Below are 21,114 nucleotides of genomic sequence, written 5' to 3'. Positions count from 1 at the left end.
GGCGTGACCTGGGCTTTTTCCAACAGGCGGATCAGGCCCCAGGTACCGGAATAATCACCGAACAGCCGCTCGCCGGTATGTACGCTGGTCCAACTGAGGCTCACGCCGGGATAGTCACTACGCCCCGGCCAGCTGAAACGCTGCCAGCTCTCCTTCTGGTTGAAGTACTGGTGCTTGTCGCCGTTGAGGATGAAGGTGGTTTGCACCACATCGCGTACCGGTTTGCCTTGCAGCTCAAAGCTCAACCCCATACCGCCATCGGTGTAGAGCACATCGGCCAGGTCACTGAGCTGGTTGATGGCGCTCAGAAATTGCGGGTTGAAGCGCAGCCCTTGGCTGTGGCGCGGATCGGCGACCCAACGGCTACCCTCCTTGCGCAACACGCCGCTCAATTGCCGCTGCAAAAACTGCTCGATGCGGCCGGAGTCTGCGCGGATCATCTGGCCCAGCATCGGTAAGGACGCATCGCTGGCAGTGGCTGTAAACGGGTAGCGGCTGGCGAAAGCATCGTCCCAATGGCTGACGATCGAGCGTTGCCACTGGCTGTTGATCCCAGCGGCAGACGGTTGCAGGACGCGTTGCCAGGCGTGTTCCAGTGGTTGCACGAACAGCGTCTGCGCCGCCCCGCCCCACTCGGCCCCCAGGCTGGCGGCCATCAGGCTGCCGTAGGATTGAGTGTCGGTCAGGTCGATGCTCTTGCCTTGAAACACGGTTTGCGCCAGTGCCTGGGTCATTTCCAGCGGATCGGCCGCCGTGCTGACTTGCTGCAACTTGAGGCGTACCCGTGTTACCCGTGTGAGGAATGCCTGGAGGCTCAAGCCATCGGCGCCACTCTTGCCTTCGGGGCCTTTGCCCAGCAGCGCCAGCAACGGGCCGAAGGTTGCGTCCAAGGGGCTGCTGGGCAAGTGGCCAAGCTGGTCGATCACCGGGGCCTTGTCACGCCCGATCAGCTTTTGCGCGGACGTCACCAGTGAATCGCCCAGGGGTTGGGTTCGGGTACCGGCCTGCCCTTGGTAGGCCAACGTATTCATCAGCGCAATCAGCGGCGACTGGCGCACATCACTCATCAGCGTCAATTGGTCAATCACTTCGGCGAGGCTCCCGGCTTCCTGCCAGCGCAGGCTGTTGAGCAGATCCAGCCAGGCACTGGCGTAGTCCTGGAAGTACCGTTCGGTGAGCCGCTCGCGGAGCTGGTGCGGGCTCAAGCGGGTGTCGATGTCGGCGGGCTTGTCGCTGAGTACCCAGTCGATTTCCTCACGGCGGGCCTCGGCGATCTCGTCGATGGCTTGGCGCACCTGGCCCTCCCAGGCCTGGCGAGTGAATACGCCCGGCACGCTGGCAGCGGTGGAGAACAGGGCCGGGGCATCGGTGTCACCCACCAGTTGGTGAAGGCCCAGTTCCGGGTAGTGATTGGCGGCGTCATCAAGCAACTGTTGATACAGGCTGGCCTCGGCATTGCGTTGGCCCAACTGGCCGAGCAGCACCTGCCGGACTTGCGCGACCAACCTGGGGTCGGCCTGGATGCGCCAGCCAGGGTTCGCGGTCAGGTGTTCGCCATAGAACCGCCACAGGTTGGGCGCCAGGCTTTGCCATAGCCCAGGTGATACGCCTGTGCGTGTAGGCTCAACGTTGCTCAGGGTTGTAACCAGGAGACTGGCATCGGCTTTTTCCGGGCGCGCCATCATCAAATAGGCTTTGAGCTGGGCGTAGGCCTCTTGGGCACGTTCAGCACGCTCGGGGTTGTCCGGGGCCAGCTTGACCAGCGCGTTGAGCTGTCGGCGCAGCGTGGCGGCGGCCGGGTCGCGGATCAGGCGGTTGTTGGCCTCGACATAACGTGGCCACAGGGTTTCAAGCAGTGCTGGATTGTGGTTCAAGCCAAAGCGCTGGTACCACGGAGCGCCGCTCTGGACGCGATCATCCAGGCGCGCCAGCTCGCGGACCAACTCATTGAGGGCCTGGAGTTGTTCGTCACCTAGCGAGGAGTGTTGCAGGGCGGTAAGTGAGGTGTGTATCTGAGCGATCTGCGCGCGGTTGCTGACAAACGACAGTAACAATCCCGCGCCCCATAACGTCGCCAAACCCAGTACTAGCGCATAACCGACTCGCGGCACGCTCCAGCCCAGCCGACGGCCATTGGTGTTATCGCCGAGTATGCCGTTCCACACCGGGGCAACCGACCAGTCATGTTGCTTGTCATGCGGCGAGCGCTGTACCAGCAGGCTGAACCACAACCCACGCAAAGGCACGCCACGGGAGAACTCACCGGCCAGGGTCGCCAGCGAGTGACGCCAACGGGCAATGCCCTCGCCGTTCAAATCACGGGACAGGCGCAGCAGGAAGTCATGCTTCATCACGGCGTTCATCTGCGCCAGGCCCTCGCGACGCAGAGGCTCCAGCAAACGCGTCAGGGAGGTTTCCAATGCCGCCGCCGTGAAGCGCTCGGGCAACGGGCAGCCCACCGGCTGCGCCTTGCGAGTGTCCTGCGACCATGCACTGTCGCAGACTTGCCACAGGTACAACGGCAACTGCCAGTGCAAGTCACGGGCGAGGCGCTGCAGCTGGCGTACACCCTTGCCCAATGCGACATCGTCGGCGGCCTGGGTTATGTTCAACGCCCAAACGACCCCGTCCAGCGCACGCCAGCGGCTCAGCCCAGCCCATTGTGTCGGTAATGATCGAGCCAGTACGGCTTGGGCGCTGCCGCCCCATAGCAGGACTGTGCCTTGGCCTTCAAGCCAGAATTGCCCGGCCAGGGTTGGGGCGATGGCTTCGATTTCAGCGGGTTCGCCGACCACTAGCAGCAGGCGAACTTTGCGGCGCCAGAAGAAACCGTAGTGGTTGCGCAGATGGTCGCGTAGCTCTCCTGCCTTTGACGTGTCCGGCGGTTCGGGCGCCGGTTTCAATTGCGAGGTCGGCGTTTTGGCAACCGGCCCCACGACCCGCAATGCCTGGGCCACCGCCAAACGCTCCCAAGCCAACAGAATGACCGGGCAGAGCCAGCAGAGCGCGAACCACACGCCCAGCCCCCACCACGCCAGTTGCTTAGCGGGCATTTTCGGCCAGCCCAAATAATCGGCGCACAAGCCATACAGCAGGCCACCGAGCAGCACCAGCAGCGTCATGATGAGCACATAGCCCAACCCCACGCGAACCAAAGAGCCCCTACCCACGTCCTTAACTATTGCCATGAGGCACCGCCACTCCAATCGCCAATCGTTTGTTTCCATCCTGGCTGAGCCAACCACACGGCTGACCCGCCTCCCCCGCTTGCAGCAATGCCAGGGACATCCCAATAAACGGCGCCAGGTCCGCCAGCACGCCCCACTGGCCTACCAGTTGGTGCTCGACCGCCGACCAACCGCCTTGCACAAAAGCTTGCTGACTGGTGACATCCAATGCCAGGCAATGGGCCGGCGGTGTTTCCAACCCCGCGTAGCGCTGCAGCTGTGCACACACCTCGGCAGGCGATTCGTCCGCCCGGTATTCACCGCGATGCAACAACTGCCGGCCCTGTCGGCTTACCCGCCAGAGGAAGCCAGCTTCACCCGGTGGTTCGCTCTCTTCAGTGCTCTCTACCGACACTGCCCCCGCGCACAAGAGCCAATCGTCCTCGCCACGGCAATCGCTGTGAAAGGCATCGATCAACTCGTCCAGATCAGTCAGGTTCTGTAAAGCCAAACGGGCCTCGGGCAATACCATGCCAGTCCGTAAGAGCGTCTCCACGAAAGCAGCTTCGCTGCTCTGGGTCCCCACCCAGGCAATTGCCCGCAGTTGCGGCCAGCACTCCGATAACCCAGGGAGTGCCAGGGTTAAACGGGCGAGATGCCGGGCCAGCGCAGGCTCACGCTCGGTGGGCACGCTCAGCGACAACGGGCAACGCAGCATGGGCTGCGTAACCCCCCGTATCAGCAAAGGTATCGCCAGCGGGGTGTCTTTCATCAAGTTCAGATAATGCGTTTGCACGTTGCCCGCAGGGCCCAGCAACAACACGTCCTGCACCGGCAAGCCAAGACAACGTTGCTGCCACCACGCGTGAGTGGCAACCTCCAGGGTGCGCAGATACACCTTGCGGTTGAACAGTTCGATTTGCCACACCAACACACGTACCGCCAGCAGCAGCGCCCAGCACAGCGGGAGCACCGCACTCCAGAGCCACAATTCCAGACGCGGCTGCTCCCTGGGCCACAGCAACAACGAGACCGCCGACTGCAACCCGAACAGCAGCGCCAACCCCAACGCCCAGCCACGCCAACGCGGTTCGGCTGGCTCGATAAAGTCGGGATATTCAGGCGCGCGGTTCATGGTGCGATAACCATTGAACTGACCGCCAGGGTGCTGACCAACTGACAACCACAGGCGCAACGATGGCCGTTCAGCGCAACGGGTTTGCCGTCCATGGTTGAACCCGAAGCGCCCTCAACAATGTGCGTCAGCCCGTGCAGATTGCAGCGAGCTTTATCATCCACGCAGGCCACTGGCTTACCGAAGGCTTCGTAATGCCCTTCCAGGACTTCGCCGCCGAAGGGACGTAGCGGATCGCCCATACGTACGAGAGGCAGCATCAGACCACCCCGCCATCGAGTTCGAACAAATTGCCGCTCTTGCGCAACATGGCACTTGTTTGCTGGATACGTTGCAGATAGTCATCCTCTGCGATCAGGCGCTTCTGCTCGGTGGCCACTTGGCCAATATGGCGGGTCGGTTGCAGGATTTTCTCGGCGCCCGGCAAGAACGGCACCACCACACCACGGGCCTTATCGATCACCTGATAACCAATAGACGCCGCGCCGATGCCCGCCGCCAGCCCGCCAACGCCACCCAGTGCGCCGCCGCGCTTGATGCCATACACCGTGGCCCCGGCAATCATCGCCACACCCAGTATCCGCCCACCCACCACGACCGGGGACAGGTCGCGGCTGTTGTCGTTGCCGAAATAGGTCATGCGATAAAAGAAGTAACCCGCCCACATCTCCCGCGTTTCCAACGCGTCATACATGAACCACGCACGTGAGTCGTGTACCTGGTCATCGAACAACGCCACCAGCAGGGCCATATCAGGATCCACACTGGGCGTGCCCTGGGTGTCACGAAACAGTTGCTCACTGCGCCGCTTGCCTGCAGCCCTGAGGGCCGCGTGATCTTGGGTTTCATCATCCTGGTTGAGCAGATAGACCGCATCGCGCAATACCACATCGAAAACCGTGCCGGCTGTACTGGTCTGCTCGCGTTTCTGGCCCGTGTAATCAGACTTGAATTCAGCGGCGGCCTGGCTGAGCTGGGTCTTGTCGATTTTCGGTTCGTAGATCGGTGGGCCGGGGTGCTGGGGGTTACTCACGCGCGCTTTCACGGCAGCCGCTTTTAACGCCTGGTAGTTCTTTTTCTCTTCATTGCTCGTATACGCCGTGGTTTCCATGGCCTGGGTGAAGAATGGCTGGCGCTTGTAGCTGTCGTTATCACCTTGCCCATCATTGACATAGCGACCAATGCGCCAGCCGGTGATCCAGCCGAGTTGATCGGCCAGGGTGTCTTCTACGGTGGTGTTTAGACGCTGCGGTAGGTACTGCGAGGCGGTGTTGCTGGCGGGCTTGTCGGCGGGGAGGCCGGGTAGGGTTTTGCTTCGCCAGGCGTTGAAGCGTTCGATTACTACAGGGCTAATGTTGAACTCTCGTAACGTATCTCGCCCAATGCTTCTCCATGTTGCTTGCGACAGCAGATTTTTAGGTAGCATTGCTTCCAGTACTTGCAGAGGCGCACCCGCCGCAAAAGCGGCAGCATACAAGTCATGCAGAACGATCTGCGATGTCAATTCGTCAGTACCACCACGGGCCTTGCCCTGATCATTTTGCGGGTAACCGCCCCCAATATCAGAGTGAACGCCGGGGTACACCACTTCGTAGGTATTGGCTGGGTATTGGCCGTCCTCGTTGCGGATCGAATCCAGAGGAAAACACGAGCGCTGCTCAAAGGCCGCGACAAAATGCCGGCAACACTTGACCAGCTTCGGGAAGCGCTGCGCATCCGGCAGCAACTGGGTGTCATCGGCCCAGCCCATATGCCCTGCAAAAAAAGGAGCGGCATGGGCGATGCCCACCGAGGCTACGGTATCCAGTACCCCGAGAAACTCGACGCTGACGGGCAAGCCAATCAGGCGTTGAGCGGGCAGTTCTGCGCCAACGGGTGTATCGAACAACTCGCTTAACCAAGTGACAAAGGTGCGGGCTTCGGCCGCTCCCCGAGAGAAGCCGTACACAAACAGTTTGACCCCCAGCACGCGAGGCCTGGCCAATTCCGTTCGAGCCTGCAACGGCGCCAACAACGCGTTCATCGTCCGTCGACGATTACCCCGCCCCAGCGCACTCATCAGCGGCGCCTTCCAGGTGCTCATGGCCTCGACCTTTGTTTTAGCAACGGCGTCATCAATTCCATTTTTGGTCAGAGCAAATGACAGGGCACTGGCTACTTGCACCAACGCCCAATTGATACGATCTTCACCGCCAGTGGCATATCTGAGACCGCCTTCGCTGTAATCCAACTCGCCAACCTCTGGGAATGGAGTGCCAACACCTGGCATGTAAAACGAAAAATAGCCGCTTTTTTCTGCATCTTTGCCTCTCAAAGATGCATGAAACAGCTTAGCAATATTACTGGGGTGATTTTTTTTGGTGTCGTTATCGTTGTTATTGTTAGTGCCGTCGAAGAATAGACTGATATGCAGGCTATGACAGCATGCAGAATGCTGCTTCTGTCCTCTGGAGTTGACCCCTTGACGAAAAAGATTTTCCTCGGAAGTTTGCTTGTCATAGTTGGCGGTCACCGCCGATATTTGCGTCGGAAAACGACCACTGACAGGAAAATCCGCAGGCGCCCAAGCTTTAGAATTTGGATTCTCTTTTATTGTGGACATGCGGCTGGCTCCTTCATCCCCATAGGGTCTTTAATTGGATAATTTGGTGAACTAGGCGCCCAGCACGAACTCGTGAGCTTGATCTGATTACAAACCAAAAAATGCACAGTCAAACCACATCTTTTAGTGTCCGGCCACTCCGGAATATCCACTATGGCGCTGTGGCGCTGAAAACTAGATTCGGCCTTGGCCATTGCCACCTTAAATTCTGTTGTTCCAAGAGGAGGCATTTTCGCAAAAGGATCAGGATCAACCTCCCACTCAATATTAGCTTTCAACCCGGGTCGCCATTTAATCGGCATGATAATGCAACAGGATCGCCCCCCTCCTCCATCAGCCCTGTAACCATTGACCGACAACCAATTGATTGCGCTCGAGGTGTGATTAATCGCCTGTATATTTCCGCCTGCCATTTCATTATCCGCAGAGGAACACCCAAACAACGTTAACCCCAAAAGGCCGTACAGCCCTTGCATTAGTATTTTTTTTATTGCCAATCTCATAAATTTAATCTCCCAAGACCCAGTCCGGGCACCATGCAAAAAATGTCTGCCACAAACATATTTTTCATAGCCCCTATAAGCCGCCTCAAACCCTCTTGGTGCATGGCTGAATTAACGCGCCCCGCACCAGCGGTGGTGGATCGAAATTCGGCCAGGGTGTCTTCTACGGTGGTGTTTAGACGCTGCGGTAAGTACTGCAAAGCGGTGTTGCTGGCGGGCTTGTCGACCCCTTGACGAAAAAGATTTTCCTCGGAAGCTTGCTTGTCGTAGTTGGCGATCACTGCCGATATATCAACCGGAAAACGGCCATTCACGGGAAACACCGGAGGGCCCCATACGTTAGCTTTTGGTTCTTTATTTATTGTGGGCATACGGCTGGCTCCTTCATTTGCCTAGGTTCCTTAATTGGATTATTCGGCGAGCCATAACCCCAACAAGAGGTGGTGACTTTGATTTGATTGCAAACCAAGAAATGCACAGTTAACCCACATCTTTCAGTATCCGGCCATTCCGGAATATCCACTATGGCGCTGTGGCGTTGAAATTTAGCTTCATGTTCAGCCCACGCTTTTTCATCAAACCCAAAACTTGTTGTTTTTCGTTTTATTTTTGCAAAAGGATCAGGATCAACCTCCCACTCGATATTAGCTTTTAAACCGGGTCGCCATTTAATTGGCATAAAAATGCAACAGGAACTTCCGCCACCTCCATGGGCTCTATAACCATTGACCGACAACCAATTGATTGTGCTCAAAGTATGATTAATCGCCTGTATGTTTCCGCCTGCCATTTCATTATCTGCAGAGGAACATCCAAACAACGTTAATCCCAAAAAGCCGTACAGCCCTTGCATTAGTATTTTTTTTATTGCCAATCTCATAACTTTAATCTCCCAAGACTCAGTCCGGGCACCATGCAAAAAAAGTCTGCCACAAACATATTTTTCATAGCCCCTATAAGCCGCCTCAAACCCTCTTGGTGCATGGCTGAATTAACGCGCCCCGCACCAGCAGTGGTGGATCGAAATTCGGCCAGGGTGTCTTCTACGATGGTGTTTAGACACTGCGGTAGGTACTGTGAGGCGGTGTTGCTGGCGGGCTTGTCGACCCCTTGACGAAAAAGATTTTCCTCGGAAGCTTGCTTATCGTAGTTGGCGATCACCGCCGATATATCAACCGGAAAACGGCCATTCACGGGGAACACAGAAGGGCCCCATGCGTTAGCTTTTGGTTCTTTATTTATTGTGGGCATACGGCTGGCTCCTTCATTTGCCTAGGTTCCTTAATTGGATTATTCGGCGAGCCATAACCCCAACAAGAGGTGGTGACTTTGATTTGATTGCAAACCAAGAAATGCACAGTCAGACCACATCTTTCAGTATCCGGCCACTCCGGAATATCCACTATGGCACTGTGGCGCTGATAGTTTGCTTTATGTTTAACCATAAACGATCTGAATTCATCCGTCCCTAAAGCCGGCGAAGGTGCAAAAGGATCAGGATCAACCTCCCACTCAACATTAGCTTTCAAACCAGGTCGCCATTTAATCGGCATAATAATGCAGCAGGAACTTCCGCCACCTCCATGGGCTCTATAACCATTGACCGACAACCAATTGATTGCGCTCAAGGTATGATTAATCGCCTGTATATTTCCGCCTGCCATTTCATTATCTGCAGAGGAACACCCAAACAACGTTAACCCCAAAAGGCCGTACAGCCCTTGCATTATTATTTTTTTCATTAACAGCCTCATCACTTTAAACTCCCACAACTCAATCCGGGGGGTGGGCATGAGAAAATGTCTACCATAAGCATATTTTTAATAGCGCTATAAGCAGCCTCAACTCCTCCTAGTACATGGCTGAGCTAATCCGCCCGTCCCAACAGTGGTGACTGGTAATTCGACCTGGGTGTCTTCTACGATCGTGTTTAGACGCTGCGGCAGGTACTGCGAGACGGTGTTGCTGGCGGGCTTGTCGACCCCTTGACGAAAAAGATTTTCCTCGCAGGTTTGCTTATCATAGTTGGCGGTCACCGCCGATAATTGCGTCGGTAAACGACCATTGACAGTAAACTCCGGAGGCGCCCAAGCTTTAGAGCTTGAGTTTTCTTTTACTGTGGACATGCGGCTGGCTCCTTCATCCCCAGAGGATCTTTAATTGGATTATTAGGTGACCCATAACCCCAGCAAGAAGTGGTGACTTTGATTTGATTGCAGACGAGAAAATGTACTTTCAAACCACACGACTCAGTGCCTGGCCACTCCGGAATATCCACTATGGCGCTGTGGCGTTGAAATTTAGCTTCATGTTCAGCCCACGCTTTTTCATCAAAACCAAAACCTGTTGTTTTCCGTTTTATTTTTGCAAAAGGATCAGGATCAACCTCCCACTCAATATTAGCTTTCAAACCGGGCCGCCATTTAATCGGCATAATAATGCAACAGGAACTTCCTCCTCCACCGTCCGCACGAAAACCATTGACCGACATCCAGTTAATAGCATGCACCGTATGATTGACAGCCTCCAAGTTACCTCCCGCCATTTCATTATCCGCAGAAGAACACCCAAATAACGTCAGCCCGAAAAAGCCATACAACCCTTGCAACAATACTTTCCTTATTGATAAGCCCATCATATGAAGTTCCCTTATCACAACCAAAATAGACTTACCGCGCACGTACTACGCAGCTGCTTCTCGGCCCCTATTTACTGGGCTCCAAACAGAAGTCCACACCCAGGCCCAATCGTCTGAGTGCCGCCTCATCTGGCCCGCCCTCAGGGAGGCAGTACGTATCACGAAGATACCCATTGAAATGTCGTTCTTCGACAAGCCTGTTTTGATGATCGCTATATAGCATCACTGTATCGACCACGAAATCTACTGGCATACTGAGCAACGTCGCGAATGGGCACACGACACTTAGATAACAAAACTCAGGGACATAGTCGTAGCTACCGCGACTTTCCAATGTAAGCAGCCGCCAATCATATTGAACACCAACATAGTAATAGCCGGAACTGCTGTAGGTTTTCGATGACTTGCCTCGCCCAACTAATGTTCCACACCCGACAGTGAGGGTGGCGAGGCCAAGCAATACGATCAAAGCCAAGCGCTTCAACGCATCAATCTCTTGCCTGTGCAAGGTTTCTGTATGCCGAACGCGCTGCCCCTTCGATACGTCTTTATCAAGACTCACAGCTTTTGCCTCACGTACTCGGCCAAATCACCAAAGTAGCTTTCCCGACTGGCCCGTATGACAAATGAATATAAGGAGGCGAAACGCTGTTCCGGCCCCTCTCCCAGGTCATCAAAGTTCCCGCCATCGAGCAGTCTCTGCGCATCACCTATGCAACCAATCAGGTCGCATTGCTGATCACTCAGGTCCATGCCGGGACTCACTTGAGTGCCACCCTGATAAGTCTGGCAAGTACCTTGCAGCCACTGCGGCCGATCATCTCGATCCAGCCAGCCCCAATAGCACGCAACGTTCACGTATACGGCGCGCTGGTCATCCGTCAGGATCGAGGCCATCAACAAGGGAAAGATGCGCGGATCGTAATAACGCAGTAGCCCGGACTGCCCGCCCCATTTGATTTGCGACAAGGCTTGCAGGGCATGGCTCAATACTTCGAACGGTAATGGCGAGATCACTACCAGCAAGCGAGCATCCACGGCGCAGTGGGTCATTAATTCTTCGAGCCAGGCTTTATGCTGCCAATGCGTCAGGTCTAGACGCATCAACACAGGTGACTGATCCAGCAGGTTTTCCTCCGGCGTTGCGCTGAACAATGAGAACCATGGAACCTCTGGGCTCAACATCTTCAGCGCAGGTATAACGCAGTTGTTCCAGGCGGTTTGGTCGAGCAATAGATCGACCTGCTGTATTGCGACGCTGGCACATACCTGTTCGATCTGTTCTTGCCATTCTGTGGGTGTTGCCATCTTCATATTCCCCCTCAACCTTCGCGCATCAGTAAACCGGTGGTGTTTCCCCTGGCTTTTTCAAGGCACTCTTTACACACCGACTGTGGCAACTCCGGCAGTGGAAAACCCTGGCTGGCCGTCTTTTCCCAGACATGCTGGCCCTTGAGGTTGAGCTTGCCGGGCGTGTGGATGTCGATAGCCCCGGCCGGGGTGATACGGATGTAGCCGCCACCGCAGGCCAGGGTGATGCCGTTTTTGGCGGTCAATTGCAGGTGGCCCTGTACGGTCTGGAGGGTGATGTCTTGCTGGGCAATCAGATTCATCACGTCGCCGTGGGACTCGATTTCCAGGGGGCCTTTACCGGATACGAGGCGCATGCCTTCTTGCTGGGCAAGCAGGGAAATGGCCTTATTTGCGTGGACGAACAGCCGTTGAGCGGCGGCCAGGTTGATCTCGTCGTTGCTTTGCACGTACATCGCTTTGCCGCTTTTGAGCAGTACGCTGTCAGGGGTCACCGCGCCGATGCCCTTGGGTGCGCTGAGCAGGATGGCCGAGGCGTGCAGGTCTTTGGCGTTATCCTGGAACTGTTGCAAGCCGTCTATCGCAGGCTGAGGACTGCGATGAGAGTGGGCGATTTCCTGCCAATCGGCGACTTGTTGCTTTGCTCCCGCAACCATACCGGTGGCTGGCGCCATAGTGAGCACATCATCAGCGGCCTTGGCCTGTACATCCGCACTGATGAACAAACCTTTACCGGCGCGAATGCTCCCCCAATCATCCGTACGCAGCTCAAACCCTTCCCCGCGCTTTTGTTTCGCGGCATCCACCAAATGCCCGAGGTTGAGCTGGCTTTTGCCACCATATTCAGTACTGAGCTTGACGTGCTCCTGCCCCCGCGTATCGTCCATGCGCAGTTTATTGTTGGCCGGGGTGCGCAGTACGTTGCGCCTGTCGTTGCGCAGGGTCACGTGGTCCACATGCTGGCTGTCGTGCAAGGCATGGGCGATGTAGGGGCGGTCCGGGTCGCCCTGTTCGAAGGCCACGGCCACTTCGGTGCCGGCAATCAGCGGTAAATGCAGACCATGGGTGTCGCCCGCGTAGGGCCGGGCCAGGCGTAGCCACACACTTTCTTCACCGGCCTTCCAGCTGTCGCGATCGAACAGGAAATTCACCCGGTAGCGCCCTTCCAGGTCGATATGCGCGTAGGGATCGTTGGCCTGCGGGCTGGTGACGCGGGCTGGGACGGTGCCGGCGATTTGTGGTTTTTCCTTCAGTTCTGGGCGAAAGCACACAGTTTCTGAATAGGGCATGGCCTGGAAGGTGGTTTCAAAGCTTTGATCACGGGCGGCCTTGGTGGTCAGGCCGGTGATCACCGCGCCGGGCGTGAAGGCCTGAGGCGCGCCGCCAGAGACTTTCAGCACCTGCCCCGGCGCCAGGGTGGCGCTGCTGCTGATGCCGCTGAGTCGGGTCTGCCCATTCAGGTAACGCTCGTGACGCAAGCGGCCGTAGAAATAGCCGCTTTCGCCTTGCAGATCTTCGTCCTGATCCAGACGGTCGCCGAGGGACGTGTAAGGTTCGGCGTAGTGGTAGGCCTCACCGTAAGTGGTGGTCGCGCCCCGGCTCTGATCGATCTCGCCGCTCAGATGGGCGCTGGCATCACGGTGGTGATAGGCGCGGAAATGCACCTGCTGTTCGACCACCTGATGCTGCGATTGCAGTTGCCACACCGCATCCTGGCCGCTGCTGCCCAGCCCGGATTGCGGCCGAAGGGGCAGCTCGATGTCGAACTGATAGAGGCGTTGATCGTCGCAAAACTCCACCACATCAATGCCCAGGCGTTCGTCGCTGGTGAAGCGGTACCAGATGCCGACCTCGGCCAGTAGGCGGGCGATGAAGGCCAGGTCGTTTTCACCGTATTGCATGACCTGTTCGCGTTTGGGGTAGTCGCGTTTGAGGCTGAACAGAAAATCCTGGCCTTCCAGGCCATGGCGGCTACGCAGAATGCCTTCGACGATTTCCGGCACCGACTGGTGCTGGTAGATGCGCAACTGCCGGCCACGACCGAGCAGGGCCAGGCGTGGTTCGAGGGTGATTTCGTAACGGGCTTCGTCGAGGGAACCGGACAGGCGTTTGAAGCGGGTGACCACGCCATACAGAGTGCGCAACGGTTTGACCTCCGGTGCGCTGAGCCCGGCGACCGGAAGCTTTTGCGGCGCGGCGTGCAGGCTGAAACTGGCGTCCTGGCCGAGCATGCTATGCGCCGCCAGATCTCGTTCGGTGCTGGTGAGCTCCACCCGATAACGGAACGGCTGGCTCAGGTGTTCGTGGCCTTCGAACGCCAGGACATCGAGACGGGCATCGAGGTTGCGCACACTCAACTGATGTCGGCTGTGGTCGAAAAAAACGCTCGGTAAAACTCTGAAAGTCATCCCTTTTACTCGTAAACGCGAGAGACTCCAGAGAGTAAAGATTTGTTATCGGTAATTAATGTCGGAAAATTCACCTTTACAAGAACGATGCTTCTTCATTTGCACCTGCAAGTCCTCCAGGCCGGCAAATTCGGGTAATTGTCGATTGTCGGCCGAGTGTGCCGGGGGCCGTCTGATCATTGGGTGTTATCAAGGCATCATCGCAGGTAAGCCCGCCTGCCTCACCCGAACTGCTCCGGTGAATTGACCGGCAACTGCCTATGACTAATCCGCTATCGGTGGGTATGGTGAAGCCACATTCCCCTGTCCGGAGCATCGCATGCGCACCATCGGCCTTATCGGCGGCATGAGCTGGGAGTCCAGTGCCGAGTATTACCGCATCATCAACCAGCACGTACGCGACCGTCTCGGCCCGCTGCGTTCGGCGCAGCTGTTGATGTACAGCGTGGACTTCGGCCCGGTGGAACAGGCCCAGCACGCGGGGCGCTGGGATGATGCCGCGTTGATCCTGGAAGACGCCGCGCGCCGCCTGCAGGCAGCCGGCGCCGAATGTGTGGTGCTGTGTACCAACACCATGCACCGGGTGGCGCCGCGTATCGAGGCGGCAGTGTCGATTCCCTTCCTGCATATCGCCGATGCGGCCGGGGCGGCTGCCAGGCAAGCCGGCACCTTGACCGTGGGCTTGCTTGGCACTGCATTCACCATGGAGCAGGACTTCCTCAAGGCCCGCTTGATGGCACAGGGCCTGACCGTGCTGGTGCCGGATGCCGACGAACGCAAGGACGTGCATCGGATCATTTATGAGCAGTTGTGTGTGGGCGTGATCAGCGACCAATCACGCGCAGTCTACCAGCGGGTGATCGAGTCCCTGGCCGCACGCGGCGCCCAGGCGGTGATTCTCGGCTGTACGGAAATCAGCCTGCTGATCAAACCCGAGCACAGCGACCTGCCGCTGTTGGACACGACCGAGCTGCATGCGCGGGCTGCGGTGGCGTTTGCACTGGAGGATTAAGCCGACTTGCGCAGGCGCGCCATGCTCAGGGTATCGACGAACACACCGTCACGCAGGGCGTAATCGCGCAAACGCCCTTCGACCTCGAAGCCGAATTTACGATACAGGTTGTGTGCCGCTTCGTTGTCGGCATACACCGTGAGCTCTACGCGGTGCAGGTTCATCCAGTTGTCGGCCACGTCCAGCGCGGCCGTCAACAGCTTCGAACCGATGCCCCTGCCCTGCCACGCCGTCGCTACGCCCATGCCGAAAGACCCCACATGCGCCTGGCGCACGCGCAGGTACTGCTCCAACCCCAACTGGCCAATCACTTCGCCGCCGTGCAGCGCCACCAATTGCAGTCGGCGTTCGTTATCCATCACCAGGCGTTTGCGCCAGGCTTCCACGGACTGGAAAGGCATCTGCAGCACCTGACGGCATACCGCCGGTTCGTTGTAGAGCGCCGCGACGCCCTCAAGGTGGGCCTCGGTGAAGCGCTGAATCACGATAGGGAGGTCAGGCGTGCGCATTGTGTTTCATCCTTTGAACGACAAGTGGCCGACCAGTGTAGGAGCAAAGCAGGCGCCCTGGCGAGCTTCAACCTTCGGTGTACCAGGCGGCCGGGTCGCAGGCTGCTTGAGTGCTATCGGAAGTTGCTGACCGAACAACCGATATGGTCCTACATGCACGGCAAGCTTTACTTGCAAAACTCGGGCGCGTCCAACCACGCACCCGAGTGTCTGCCAATTGATAAAACAACGAACGCTAACCGCCTGCTTTTTTGTCGCCGCGCTATTGGGGGTTAGCGCTTGTGCGACGAAACACCCGCCTGAGTGGGGTATCCGCTGGCTACCGGATTGTGCCAGCCGGCCCTTCACCGGGCTGGATCCGGAGGTAATCGCCAGGACGCAATGCGGCATCGTCACCGTGCCCATGGACCACTTGAACCCCAGTCTGGGCAATCTCAAGCTGGACATCACCCGCGTTGGGGCGTTGCTGCCCGCCGAGCGCGAAGGTGCCCTGTTTACCCATCCGGGCGGGCCCGGCGCCGAGTCCGACAGGTTCACTGTGCTCCTGGCTTCCCTATGGAAAGGCTACGCCGATCAGCCACAGGGTGAGGCCTATCGGCACCTGGTCAATACCTACGATGTGATTGCAATGACACCGCGAGGGATGGGCAGTGACCCGCACTCGCAACTGGTGTGCCGATCCGACGAGGAGATCGTTGCGCAAAACGACATCACCGAAGATCGCAGTCCGGCCAATATCGAGGCTATCCGGCATAACGCTGGCGTACTGGCCCGAGGCTGCGCCAGCCAGCGCCTGGCACCTTATATCAATACCGAACAAACAGCGCGGGACATGGAGCTGGTGCGTGTGCTGCTCGACGAACGCCAGCTCAATTACTTCGGCAACGGTTACGGCACATGGCTGGGCGCCTGGTACGCCGGCTTGTTTCCAAAGCAGGTCGGGCGCATGGTGCTCGACTCGAGTCCAGACTGGACCGCCACGTTCCAGGACGCCTCGTTGGTTCAAGCACCGGAAAAAGAACGCGTGTTCGCGCGATTTGTTGCACAGCGCGCCGCCGACGATCCGCGGCGCTACCAGATGGGCAGCACCCCAAAGGCAATAGGCGCGGTTTTTATCGACCTGTTGCCTCACGTCAGAGGGGCGCTGCGTTCAGACAACGAGTACTACAGCGCGCCTGAATACCTGATGGCGGCCCGCGCACTCAGTCAGTGGCTGCGTGAATCGCCAGACCTGCCGGACGCCAAGCTGTTGGCCAACGCCCGAGCCCATCGATTCAGCCCTGACCCTGGCATAAATGCGCTGGCGAAACAGGCGTTTATACGCCTGCTCGACGTCACCCGCCGCCCGTCACCGTGGAATGGTCTGGCGCTCGGTCCCTTGACACTCACGCCCAGAGAGTCAGTCCGTAGCACCGTGCTATGCAACGATTCAGTGTCCGCAGGCGAAGCATTCTGGACCGACAAGGAAAGCCAGTACGCCATTCAGTATCCAGTGGGGGGCAGTTTCTTCCCGTCGCGACATTGCGCCGATTGGCGCGGCCAACAGCTTGAAGGGGTGCCGCAGCGCGGACTGGCGCAGGTCGACGGCCTCTTTATGATTCAGGCCGAATATGACGATCAGACGCCCGCAGCAAGCGCCCTCAAAGCGTTCGCAAGTGTGCCTGCCGCGCACATGACGCTACTCAAGGGCGCCTACCGACACGGCGTTTCGTTCCCCGGGGCCAATGCCTGCGTGAACAGGAATGTCGGAGATTTCCTGGCCTTTGGACGTAAACCCGACCGCTTCTCGATCTGCTACGAATCACCCTGATCCCGGGTCAGCCTCGCAGCGCTGTCCGCCATAGCCTGGCGATATCCGCCGCCCGCTCGCACAACAGTCGCGGCGCCTCGCTGCACGCCTGCTCCAGGCTCATCGGCCCCGATGGCAAGGCAAATGCGGCATCCACGCCGTGGGCGTACATCTGCTCGTAGCCATCACCCAGGGTCCCGGCGAGCACGATCACCGGGACCTTGTGGTGGCGGGCGATACGCGCTACGCCAAACGGGGTTTTACCGCGCAGGGTCTGGGCGTCGAAGCGGCCTTCGCCGGTAATGACCAGGTCGGCACCGCGCATGGCGGCGTCCAGCCCGACCAACTCGGCCACCACCTCAACGCCGGCACGAAACTGTGCACCCAGAAACGCCTTGGCGGCAAAACCCAGGCCACCGGCGGCGCCGCTACCTGGTTCGTCACGCACGTCCTTGGGCAGCACTTGTGCGCAGTGGTCGGCAAAATGGCCGAGAGCGGCATCCAGCTGTTGAACCTGCTCGGGAGTGGCGCCTTTCTGCGGGCCGAAAATTGCCGAGGCGCCCTGGGGCCCGCACAAAGGGTTGTTCACATCCGCCGCGATTTCAAAGCGGACCTGGGCCACACGCGAATCCAGGTTTTCCAGGCTGATGCGGGCCAGGCCACTCAACGCCAGACCTCCAGGTGCCACGGGCTGATCATGGGCATCGAACAACTGCACGCCGAGCGCCTGCATCGCGCCCGCGCCGCCATCATTGGTCGCACTGCCACCAATGGCCAGAATGATGCGCCGGGCCCCCAGATCAAGGGCCGCGCGGATCAGTTCGCCGGTGCCATAGGTGCTGCTGGAACATGCATTGCGCTGGCCCGGCGCAACCAGCTGCAGGCCACTGGCTTCAGCCATTTCGATGATTGCGGTGTGGCTGTCGGCCAACCATCCCCAGTGCGCTTGCACCTTGGCGCCCAGTGGCCCGCGCACGGTCTGGCTGCGCAATTGCCCCTGACACGCAGCGAGCACCGCGGTGACCGTCCCTTCACCGCCGTCCGCCATCGGGCATTGCACCAACTGTGCGTCAGGCCAGACCTGAACCAGGCCATCGGCAATGGCCTGGGCGACCCGTTCGGCACTCAGGCTGTCCTTGAACGAGTCGGGGGCGATGATGATTTTCATGGGCGTTCTCCGGTTTTTATAACGCCCATGCTGACAGTTGGTACTGCTGCTGACGCCGGTCCGATGCACAAGTAGCGTTGAAGTTTGTTGTTCATTTTTACAAACCCTGGGGCAACAACTGCACGCCCAGGTACAGCGCAAGCATGCCGTCCAGGGTCAGCGGGTCGACGCCGCTCAGCTCGGCGATTCTTTCCATGCGGTAGCGCAGGCTGTTGCGATGAATCCCCAGGGCATCGGCGCAAGCCTGGCTTTGCCCGTCGTGCTCGCACCAACTGCGCAGCGTGGCCAGCAGTTGGCCGTTGCTGTCCTTGGCCAGTACTTTGCGCAACGGATTGAGCAATTCGTCCAGGGCATCGTCGTTGCGGTGGCGCCAGAGCATGACCGGCAGGCGATAGCGGTTGAGGATCAACAGGCGCGCGTGCGGCAGGATATCGCGGCCGTAGGCGAGCAAGTCACCGACGCGGCGATAGCAGCGGCGCAGACCGGCCAGCCCTTGCGCCTGCCCGCCTACGGCCACCCGCAGGATATTCCAGCCCAGGCCGTCGAGCTTTTCCAGCAGGCGTGGGTTGTCGATGTGCAGGGCCGCCGGACGGCACCACAGCAGGGAAAACTGCGCGCTGCTCACGCACCAGCTGTCCGGATAACGCGACGTCAGCCAGGCGCTCAAGGCCTCGGCCGACTGCCCCGCGCCCAGTTCGAACAGGTACGGCATGCGCGCCAGTTGCGGCTTGAGGCCCAACTGTTGCGCTTCGTCGACCAGGCGCGGCGAGTCGCCCGTATCGGCCAACAGCAAGGCCAGCAAATCGTCACAGCGCTGGCGTCGCCATTGCTGCTCGGCCTGCTGGTGACGCTGGCTGACCAGCATTTCGGCGGTCATGCGCACCAGCTCGGCGTAGGTGCGCAACCCGTCCGGCTCACCGGTAATACCCAGGACGCCGATCAGGCGCTGGTCGTGCATCAGCGGCAGGTTGATACCCGGCAACACACCTTTGAGGTGCTTGGCGGTCTGCCCGTCGATTTCTACCACGCGCTCGTTGGCCAGCACCAGTTGCGCGCCTTCGTGACGGGTGTTGATGCGCTCCGGCTCGCCGCTGCCGAGAATCAGGCCCTGGCTGTCCATCACGTTGACGTTGTAGGGCAGGATCGCCATGGTGCGATTGACGATATCCTGTGCCAGCTCATGATCCAGCTCGAACATGGGGGCTATTTTCCTCGAAACGGGTTGGTCAGCGGCACAGCGCAAAGCAGGCTTGACTGTGCGCGAGCACAAAGACAGTTGCCCATCGCCTCACCGAGACTGCGCAAGCGATCAACGTTACCCTCGCATCGCCAAAAATCATAATAAAGAGAGACTCGCCATGTCACAGAGCGCCGCTGCAGCACTGGCCACCGATGACGATAAAAACGCCATCTACAAGCGCGTCACCCTGCGCCTGATCCCCTTCATTTTCATCTGCTACCTGTTCAACTACCTTGACCGGGTCAACGTTGGCTTTGCCAAGTTGCAGATGCTCGACGCGTTGAAATTCAGTGAAACCGTGTACGGCCTGGGTGCCGGGATCTTCTTTATCGGCTACGTGCTGTGTGGCGTGCCGAGCAACCTGGCGCTGACCCGGTTCGGGCCAAGGCGCTGGATTGCGCTGATGATGATCGTGTGGGGCACCCTGTCCACGTGCCTGCTGTTCGTGACCACGCCGACGCATTTCTACACCTTGCGCCTGTTTACCGGTGCCGCCGAAGCGGGCTTCTTTCCCGGCGTGGTGCTGTACCTGTCGCAGTGGTTTCCAACCTTTCGCCGTGGGCGGATCATGGCGCTGTTCATGTCGGCGATTCCGGTCTCCGGCCTGCTCGGCAGCCCGTTCTCCGGCTGGATTCTCAACCATTTCGCGGCCGGCCAGGGTGGCCTTGCCGGGTGGCAGTGGATGTTCCTGTTGCAAGGCATCCCCACCGTGATCCTGGGCGCCCTCGCCTACTTCCTGCTCAGCGACAGCTTTGCCAACGCCAAGTGGCTCAAGCCCCACGAACGTGCGCTGCTGGAAGCCGACCAGGCCATTGACCTGGCGAATAAACCGAAAACCACCACCGACTCCCTGGCCGAAGTCTTCAAGAACCCGGCGATCTGGGCGTTCGGCCTGATCTACTTCTGTATCCAGAGCGGCGTGTATGCGATCAATTTCTGGCTGCCCTCGATCATCAAGAACCTGGGGTTCAGCGATAACCTGGTGATTGGCTGGCTCAGTGCGATCCCGTACCTGCTGGCCGCGGTGTTCATGTTGCTGGTGGGCCGCTCGGCCGACCTGCGCAAGGAGCGTCGTTGGCACTTGGTAGTGCCGATGCTGATGGGCGCGATGGGTTTGGTCATTGCGGTGAATTTCGCCACCACCCCGGCGATCGCCATCCTCGGCCTGACCATCGCCACCATGGGCGCCCTCACCGGCCTGCCGATGTTCTGGCCGGTGCCCACCGCCATGCTCAGCGCGGGCGCTGCGGCCGGCGGGTTGGCGTTGATCAACTCCATGGGCCAGATGGCCGGGTTTCTCAGCCCGTATATCGTGGGTTTTGTGAAAGATGCAACGGGGTCCACGGACGTGGCGCTGTACCTGCTGGCGGCGGTGATCGTCGCCGGCAGTGTGCTGGCGTTGCGGATGACGCGCACCTTGAAGGTTTAAAACGCCCCCATGTGGGCATAGGTAACTACACCGCTCTGTAGCGGCCAACGCTAACCGCTAACCACGATGCGCAGCGAGTCGCTCTTGATCTTGATCTGCTTTTGATCTCAGGCGCCCCGTCAAACCACGCTGGCCGAACGCAGGCTTGAATCCGTGGGCAACCCGGCAGGACGCCGGGTTAGCCGCACTGGGCCATGGATGGC

At 58.7% G+C, this 21,114-nt stretch carries 20 protein-coding genes; 3 read left to right on the top strand and 17 right to left on the bottom strand.

All coding sequences use genetic code 11. From position 1 onward, the window contains the following. The 14 genes from BFQ04_RS22705 to BFQ04_RS22670 form a co-directional block, all read right to left on the bottom strand. Nucleotides 1-3,188 (bottom strand): ImcF-related family protein (locus tag BFQ04_RS22705; protein ID WP_065952734.1); only part of this gene is annotated, 3,188 nt, incomplete at its 3' end. Then, entirely contained in the window at nt 3,175-4,158 is a 984-nt protein-coding gene (locus tag BFQ04_RS22700) for a hypothetical protein (protein ID WP_065952733.1), read from the bottom strand. The genes BFQ04_RS22705 and BFQ04_RS22700, both read right to left, overlap by 14 nt. A gap of 140 nt (nt 4,159-4,298) precedes the next feature. Next, the gene (locus BFQ04_RS22695; protein WP_065952716.1) at nt 4,299-4,562 is read right to left on the bottom strand and encodes a PAAR domain-containing protein; all 264 of its coding nucleotides are present in this window, start codon (nt 4,560-4,562) and stop codon (nt 4,299-4,301) included. Next, on the bottom strand, nt 4,562-6,904 hold the full coding sequence (locus BFQ04_RS22690; RefSeq protein ID WP_065952715.1) for a T6SS phospholipase effector Tle1-like catalytic domain-containing protein: 2,343 nt from the start codon (nt 6,902-6,904) through the stop codon (nt 4,562-4,564). Before BFQ04_RS22690 ends, BFQ04_RS22695 begins: the two co-directional genes overlap by 1 nt. Further along, complete coding sequence (locus BFQ04_RS28945) at nt 6,892-7,407, bottom strand: DUF3304 domain-containing protein (RefSeq protein ID WP_083218039.1); 516 nt, start codon at nt 7,405-7,407, stop codon at nt 6,892-6,894. The genes BFQ04_RS22690 and BFQ04_RS28945 overlap by 13 nt, the downstream gene beginning before the upstream one ends. Continuing rightward, nucleotides 7,404-7,778, bottom strand: a complete 375-nt coding sequence (locus BFQ04_RS22685) for a hypothetical protein (protein WP_065952714.1) — start codon at nt 7,776-7,778, stop codon at nt 7,404-7,406. The genes BFQ04_RS28945 and BFQ04_RS22685 overlap by 4 nt, the downstream gene beginning before the upstream one ends. Beyond that, the gene (locus BFQ04_RS28940) at nt 7,766-8,287 is read right to left on the bottom strand and encodes a DUF3304 domain-containing protein (RefSeq protein ID WP_083218038.1); all 522 of its coding nucleotides are present in this window, start codon (nt 8,285-8,287) and stop codon (nt 7,766-7,768) included. Before BFQ04_RS28940 ends, BFQ04_RS22685 begins: the two co-directional genes overlap by 13 nt. Continuing rightward, nucleotides 8,284-8,658 carry a hypothetical protein gene (locus tag BFQ04_RS22680; protein WP_065952713.1) on the bottom strand — a complete coding sequence of 125 codons (375 nt, stop codon included), beginning with the start codon at nt 8,656-8,658 and terminating at the stop codon, nt 8,284-8,286. Before BFQ04_RS22680 ends, BFQ04_RS28940 begins: the two co-directional genes overlap by 4 nt. Continuing rightward, on the bottom strand, nt 8,646-9,149 hold the full coding sequence (locus tag BFQ04_RS28935) for a DUF3304 domain-containing protein (protein WP_371914535.1): 504 nt from the start codon (nt 9,147-9,149) through the stop codon (nt 8,646-8,648). The genes BFQ04_RS22680 and BFQ04_RS28935 overlap by 13 nt, the downstream gene beginning before the upstream one ends. A gap of 99 nt (nt 9,150-9,248) precedes the next feature. After that, on the bottom strand, nt 9,249-9,533 hold the full coding sequence (locus tag BFQ04_RS28930) for a hypothetical protein (RefSeq protein WP_083218037.1): 285 nt from the start codon (nt 9,531-9,533) through the stop codon (nt 9,249-9,251). Next, on the bottom strand, nt 9,521-10,042 hold the full coding sequence (locus BFQ04_RS28925) for a DUF3304 domain-containing protein (RefSeq protein WP_083218048.1): 522 nt from the start codon (nt 10,040-10,042) through the stop codon (nt 9,521-9,523). The genes BFQ04_RS28930 and BFQ04_RS28925 overlap by 13 nt, the downstream gene beginning before the upstream one ends. A gap of 70 nt (nt 10,043-10,112) precedes the next feature. Then, complete coding sequence (locus BFQ04_RS28920; protein WP_256544608.1) at nt 10,113-10,607, bottom strand: YceK/YidQ family lipoprotein; 495 nt, start codon at nt 10,605-10,607, stop codon at nt 10,113-10,115. Then, the gene (locus BFQ04_RS22675; RefSeq protein WP_065952712.1) at nt 10,604-11,359 is read right to left on the bottom strand and encodes a DUF4123 domain-containing protein; all 756 of its coding nucleotides are present in this window, start codon (nt 11,357-11,359) and stop codon (nt 10,604-10,606) included. Before BFQ04_RS22675 ends, BFQ04_RS28920 begins: the two co-directional genes overlap by 4 nt. Nucleotides 11,360-11,367: 8 nt before the next feature. Then, a complete protein-coding gene (locus BFQ04_RS22670) occupies nt 11,368-13,764 on the bottom strand; it encodes a type VI secretion system Vgr family protein (RefSeq protein WP_065952711.1) in 2,397 nt (798 codons plus the stop codon). Nucleotides 13,765-14,083: 319 nt separating this feature from the next. Here BFQ04_RS22670 and BFQ04_RS22665 point away from each other — a divergent pair, with 319 nt between their 5' ends. Further along, on the top strand, nt 14,084-14,776 hold the full coding sequence (locus BFQ04_RS22665; protein WP_065952710.1) for an aspartate/glutamate racemase family protein: 693 nt from the start codon (nt 14,084-14,086) through the stop codon (nt 14,774-14,776). Here the strand turns inward: BFQ04_RS22665 and BFQ04_RS22660 are convergent. Beyond that, nucleotides 14,773-15,285, bottom strand: a complete 513-nt coding sequence (locus BFQ04_RS22660) for a GNAT family N-acetyltransferase (protein ID WP_065952709.1) — start codon at nt 15,283-15,285, stop codon at nt 14,773-14,775. The genes BFQ04_RS22665 and BFQ04_RS22660 overlap by 4 nt on opposite strands. A gap of 403 nt (nt 15,286-15,688) precedes the next feature. Here BFQ04_RS22660 and BFQ04_RS22655 point away from each other — a divergent pair, with 403 nt between their 5' ends. Continuing rightward, nucleotides 15,689-17,095 carry an alpha/beta fold hydrolase gene (locus BFQ04_RS22655; RefSeq protein ID WP_175413307.1) on the top strand — a complete coding sequence of 469 codons (1,407 nt, stop codon included), beginning with the start codon at nt 15,689-15,691 and terminating at the stop codon, nt 17,093-17,095. Between the two features lie 7 nt (nt 17,096-17,102). Here BFQ04_RS22655 and BFQ04_RS22650 read toward each other — a convergent pair whose 3' ends face one another. Beyond that, nucleotides 17,103-18,242, bottom strand: coding sequence for a glycerate kinase (locus BFQ04_RS22650; protein WP_065952707.1), 1,140 nt, complete (start codon nt 18,240-18,242; stop codon nt 17,103-17,105). A gap of 97 nt (nt 18,243-18,339) precedes the next feature. Beyond that, nucleotides 18,340-19,440 carry a sugar diacid recognition domain-containing protein gene (locus BFQ04_RS22645; RefSeq protein ID WP_065952706.1) on the bottom strand — a complete coding sequence of 367 codons (1,101 nt, stop codon included), beginning with the start codon at nt 19,438-19,440 and terminating at the stop codon, nt 18,340-18,342. Nucleotides 19,441-19,600: 160 nt separating this feature from the next. Here BFQ04_RS22645 and BFQ04_RS22640 point away from each other — a divergent pair, with 160 nt between their 5' ends. Continuing rightward, on the top strand, nt 19,601-20,911 hold the full coding sequence (locus BFQ04_RS22640) for an MFS transporter (protein ID WP_065952705.1): 1,311 nt from the start codon (nt 19,601-19,603) through the stop codon (nt 20,909-20,911). Nucleotides 20,912-21,114 lie beyond the last annotated feature (203 nt).

It is taken from the genome of Pseudomonas sp. 37 R 15, assembly GCF_900004865.1.
In the GTDB taxonomy this organism is placed as follows: Bacteria; Pseudomonadota; Gammaproteobacteria; order Pseudomonadales; family Pseudomonadaceae; genus Aquipseudomonas; species Aquipseudomonas fluorescens_AM.
This window is presented reverse-complemented; position numbering and strand designations above follow the sequence as displayed.

Excerpts from the sequence above, each read along its gene's own strand:
- BFQ04_RS22685 (WP_065952714.1), bottom strand. The coding sequence starts at position 7,778 with ATGCCCACAATAAATAAAGAACCAAAAGCTAACGTATGGGGCCCTCCG.
- BFQ04_RS22690 (WP_065952715.1), bottom strand. The coding sequence starts at position 6,904 with ATGTCCACAATAAAAGAGAATCCAAATTCTAAAGCTTGGGCGCCTGCG.
- BFQ04_RS22695 (WP_065952716.1), bottom strand. The coding sequence starts at position 4,562 with ATGCTGCCTCTCGTACGTATGGGCGATCCGCTACGTCCCTTCGGCGGC.
- BFQ04_RS22665 (WP_065952710.1), top strand. The coding sequence starts at position 14,084 with ATGCGCACCATCGGCCTTATCGGCGGCATGAGCTGGGAGTCCAGTGCC.
- BFQ04_RS22675 (WP_065952712.1), bottom strand. The coding sequence starts at position 11,359 with ATGAAGATGGCAACACCCACAGAATGGCAAGAACAGATCGAACAGGTA.
- BFQ04_RS22655 (WP_175413307.1), top strand. The coding sequence starts at position 15,689 with ATGGACCACTTGAACCCCAGTCTGGGCAATCTCAAGCTGGACATCACC.
- BFQ04_RS22670 (WP_065952711.1), bottom strand. The coding sequence starts at position 13,764 with ATGACTTTCAGAGTTTTACCGAGCGTTTTTTTCGACCACAGCCGACAT.
- BFQ04_RS22645 (WP_065952706.1), bottom strand. The coding sequence starts at position 19,440 with ATGTTCGAGCTGGATCATGAGCTGGCACAGGATATCGTCAATCGCACC.
- BFQ04_RS28930 (WP_083218037.1), bottom strand. The coding sequence starts at position 9,533 with ATGTCCACAGTAAAAGAAAACTCAAGCTCTAAAGCTTGGGCGCCTCCG.
- BFQ04_RS22680 (WP_065952713.1), bottom strand. The coding sequence starts at position 8,658 with ATGCCCACAATAAATAAAGAACCAAAAGCTAACGCATGGGGCCCTTCT.
- BFQ04_RS22650 (WP_065952707.1), bottom strand. The coding sequence starts at position 18,242 with ATGAAAATCATCATCGCCCCCGACTCGTTCAAGGACAGCCTGAGTGCC.
- BFQ04_RS28925 (WP_083218048.1), bottom strand. The coding sequence starts at position 10,042 with ATGGGCTTATCAATAAGGAAAGTATTGTTGCAAGGGTTGTATGGCTTT.
- BFQ04_RS28935 (WP_371914535.1), bottom strand. The coding sequence starts at position 9,149 with ATGAAAAAAATAATAATGCAAGGGCTGTACGGCCTTTTGGGGTTAACG.
- BFQ04_RS28940 (WP_083218038.1), bottom strand. The coding sequence starts at position 8,287 with ATGAGATTGGCAATAAAAAAAATACTAATGCAAGGGCTGTACGGCTTT.
- BFQ04_RS22640 (WP_065952705.1), top strand. The coding sequence starts at position 19,601 with ATGTCACAGAGCGCCGCTGCAGCACTGGCCACCGATGACGATAAAAAC.
- BFQ04_RS22660 (WP_065952709.1), bottom strand. The coding sequence starts at position 15,285 with ATGCGCACGCCTGACCTCCCTATCGTGATTCAGCGCTTCACCGAGGCC.
- BFQ04_RS28945 (WP_083218039.1), bottom strand. The coding sequence starts at position 7,407 with ATGAGATTGGCAATAAAAAAAATACTAATGCAAGGGCTGTACGGCCTT.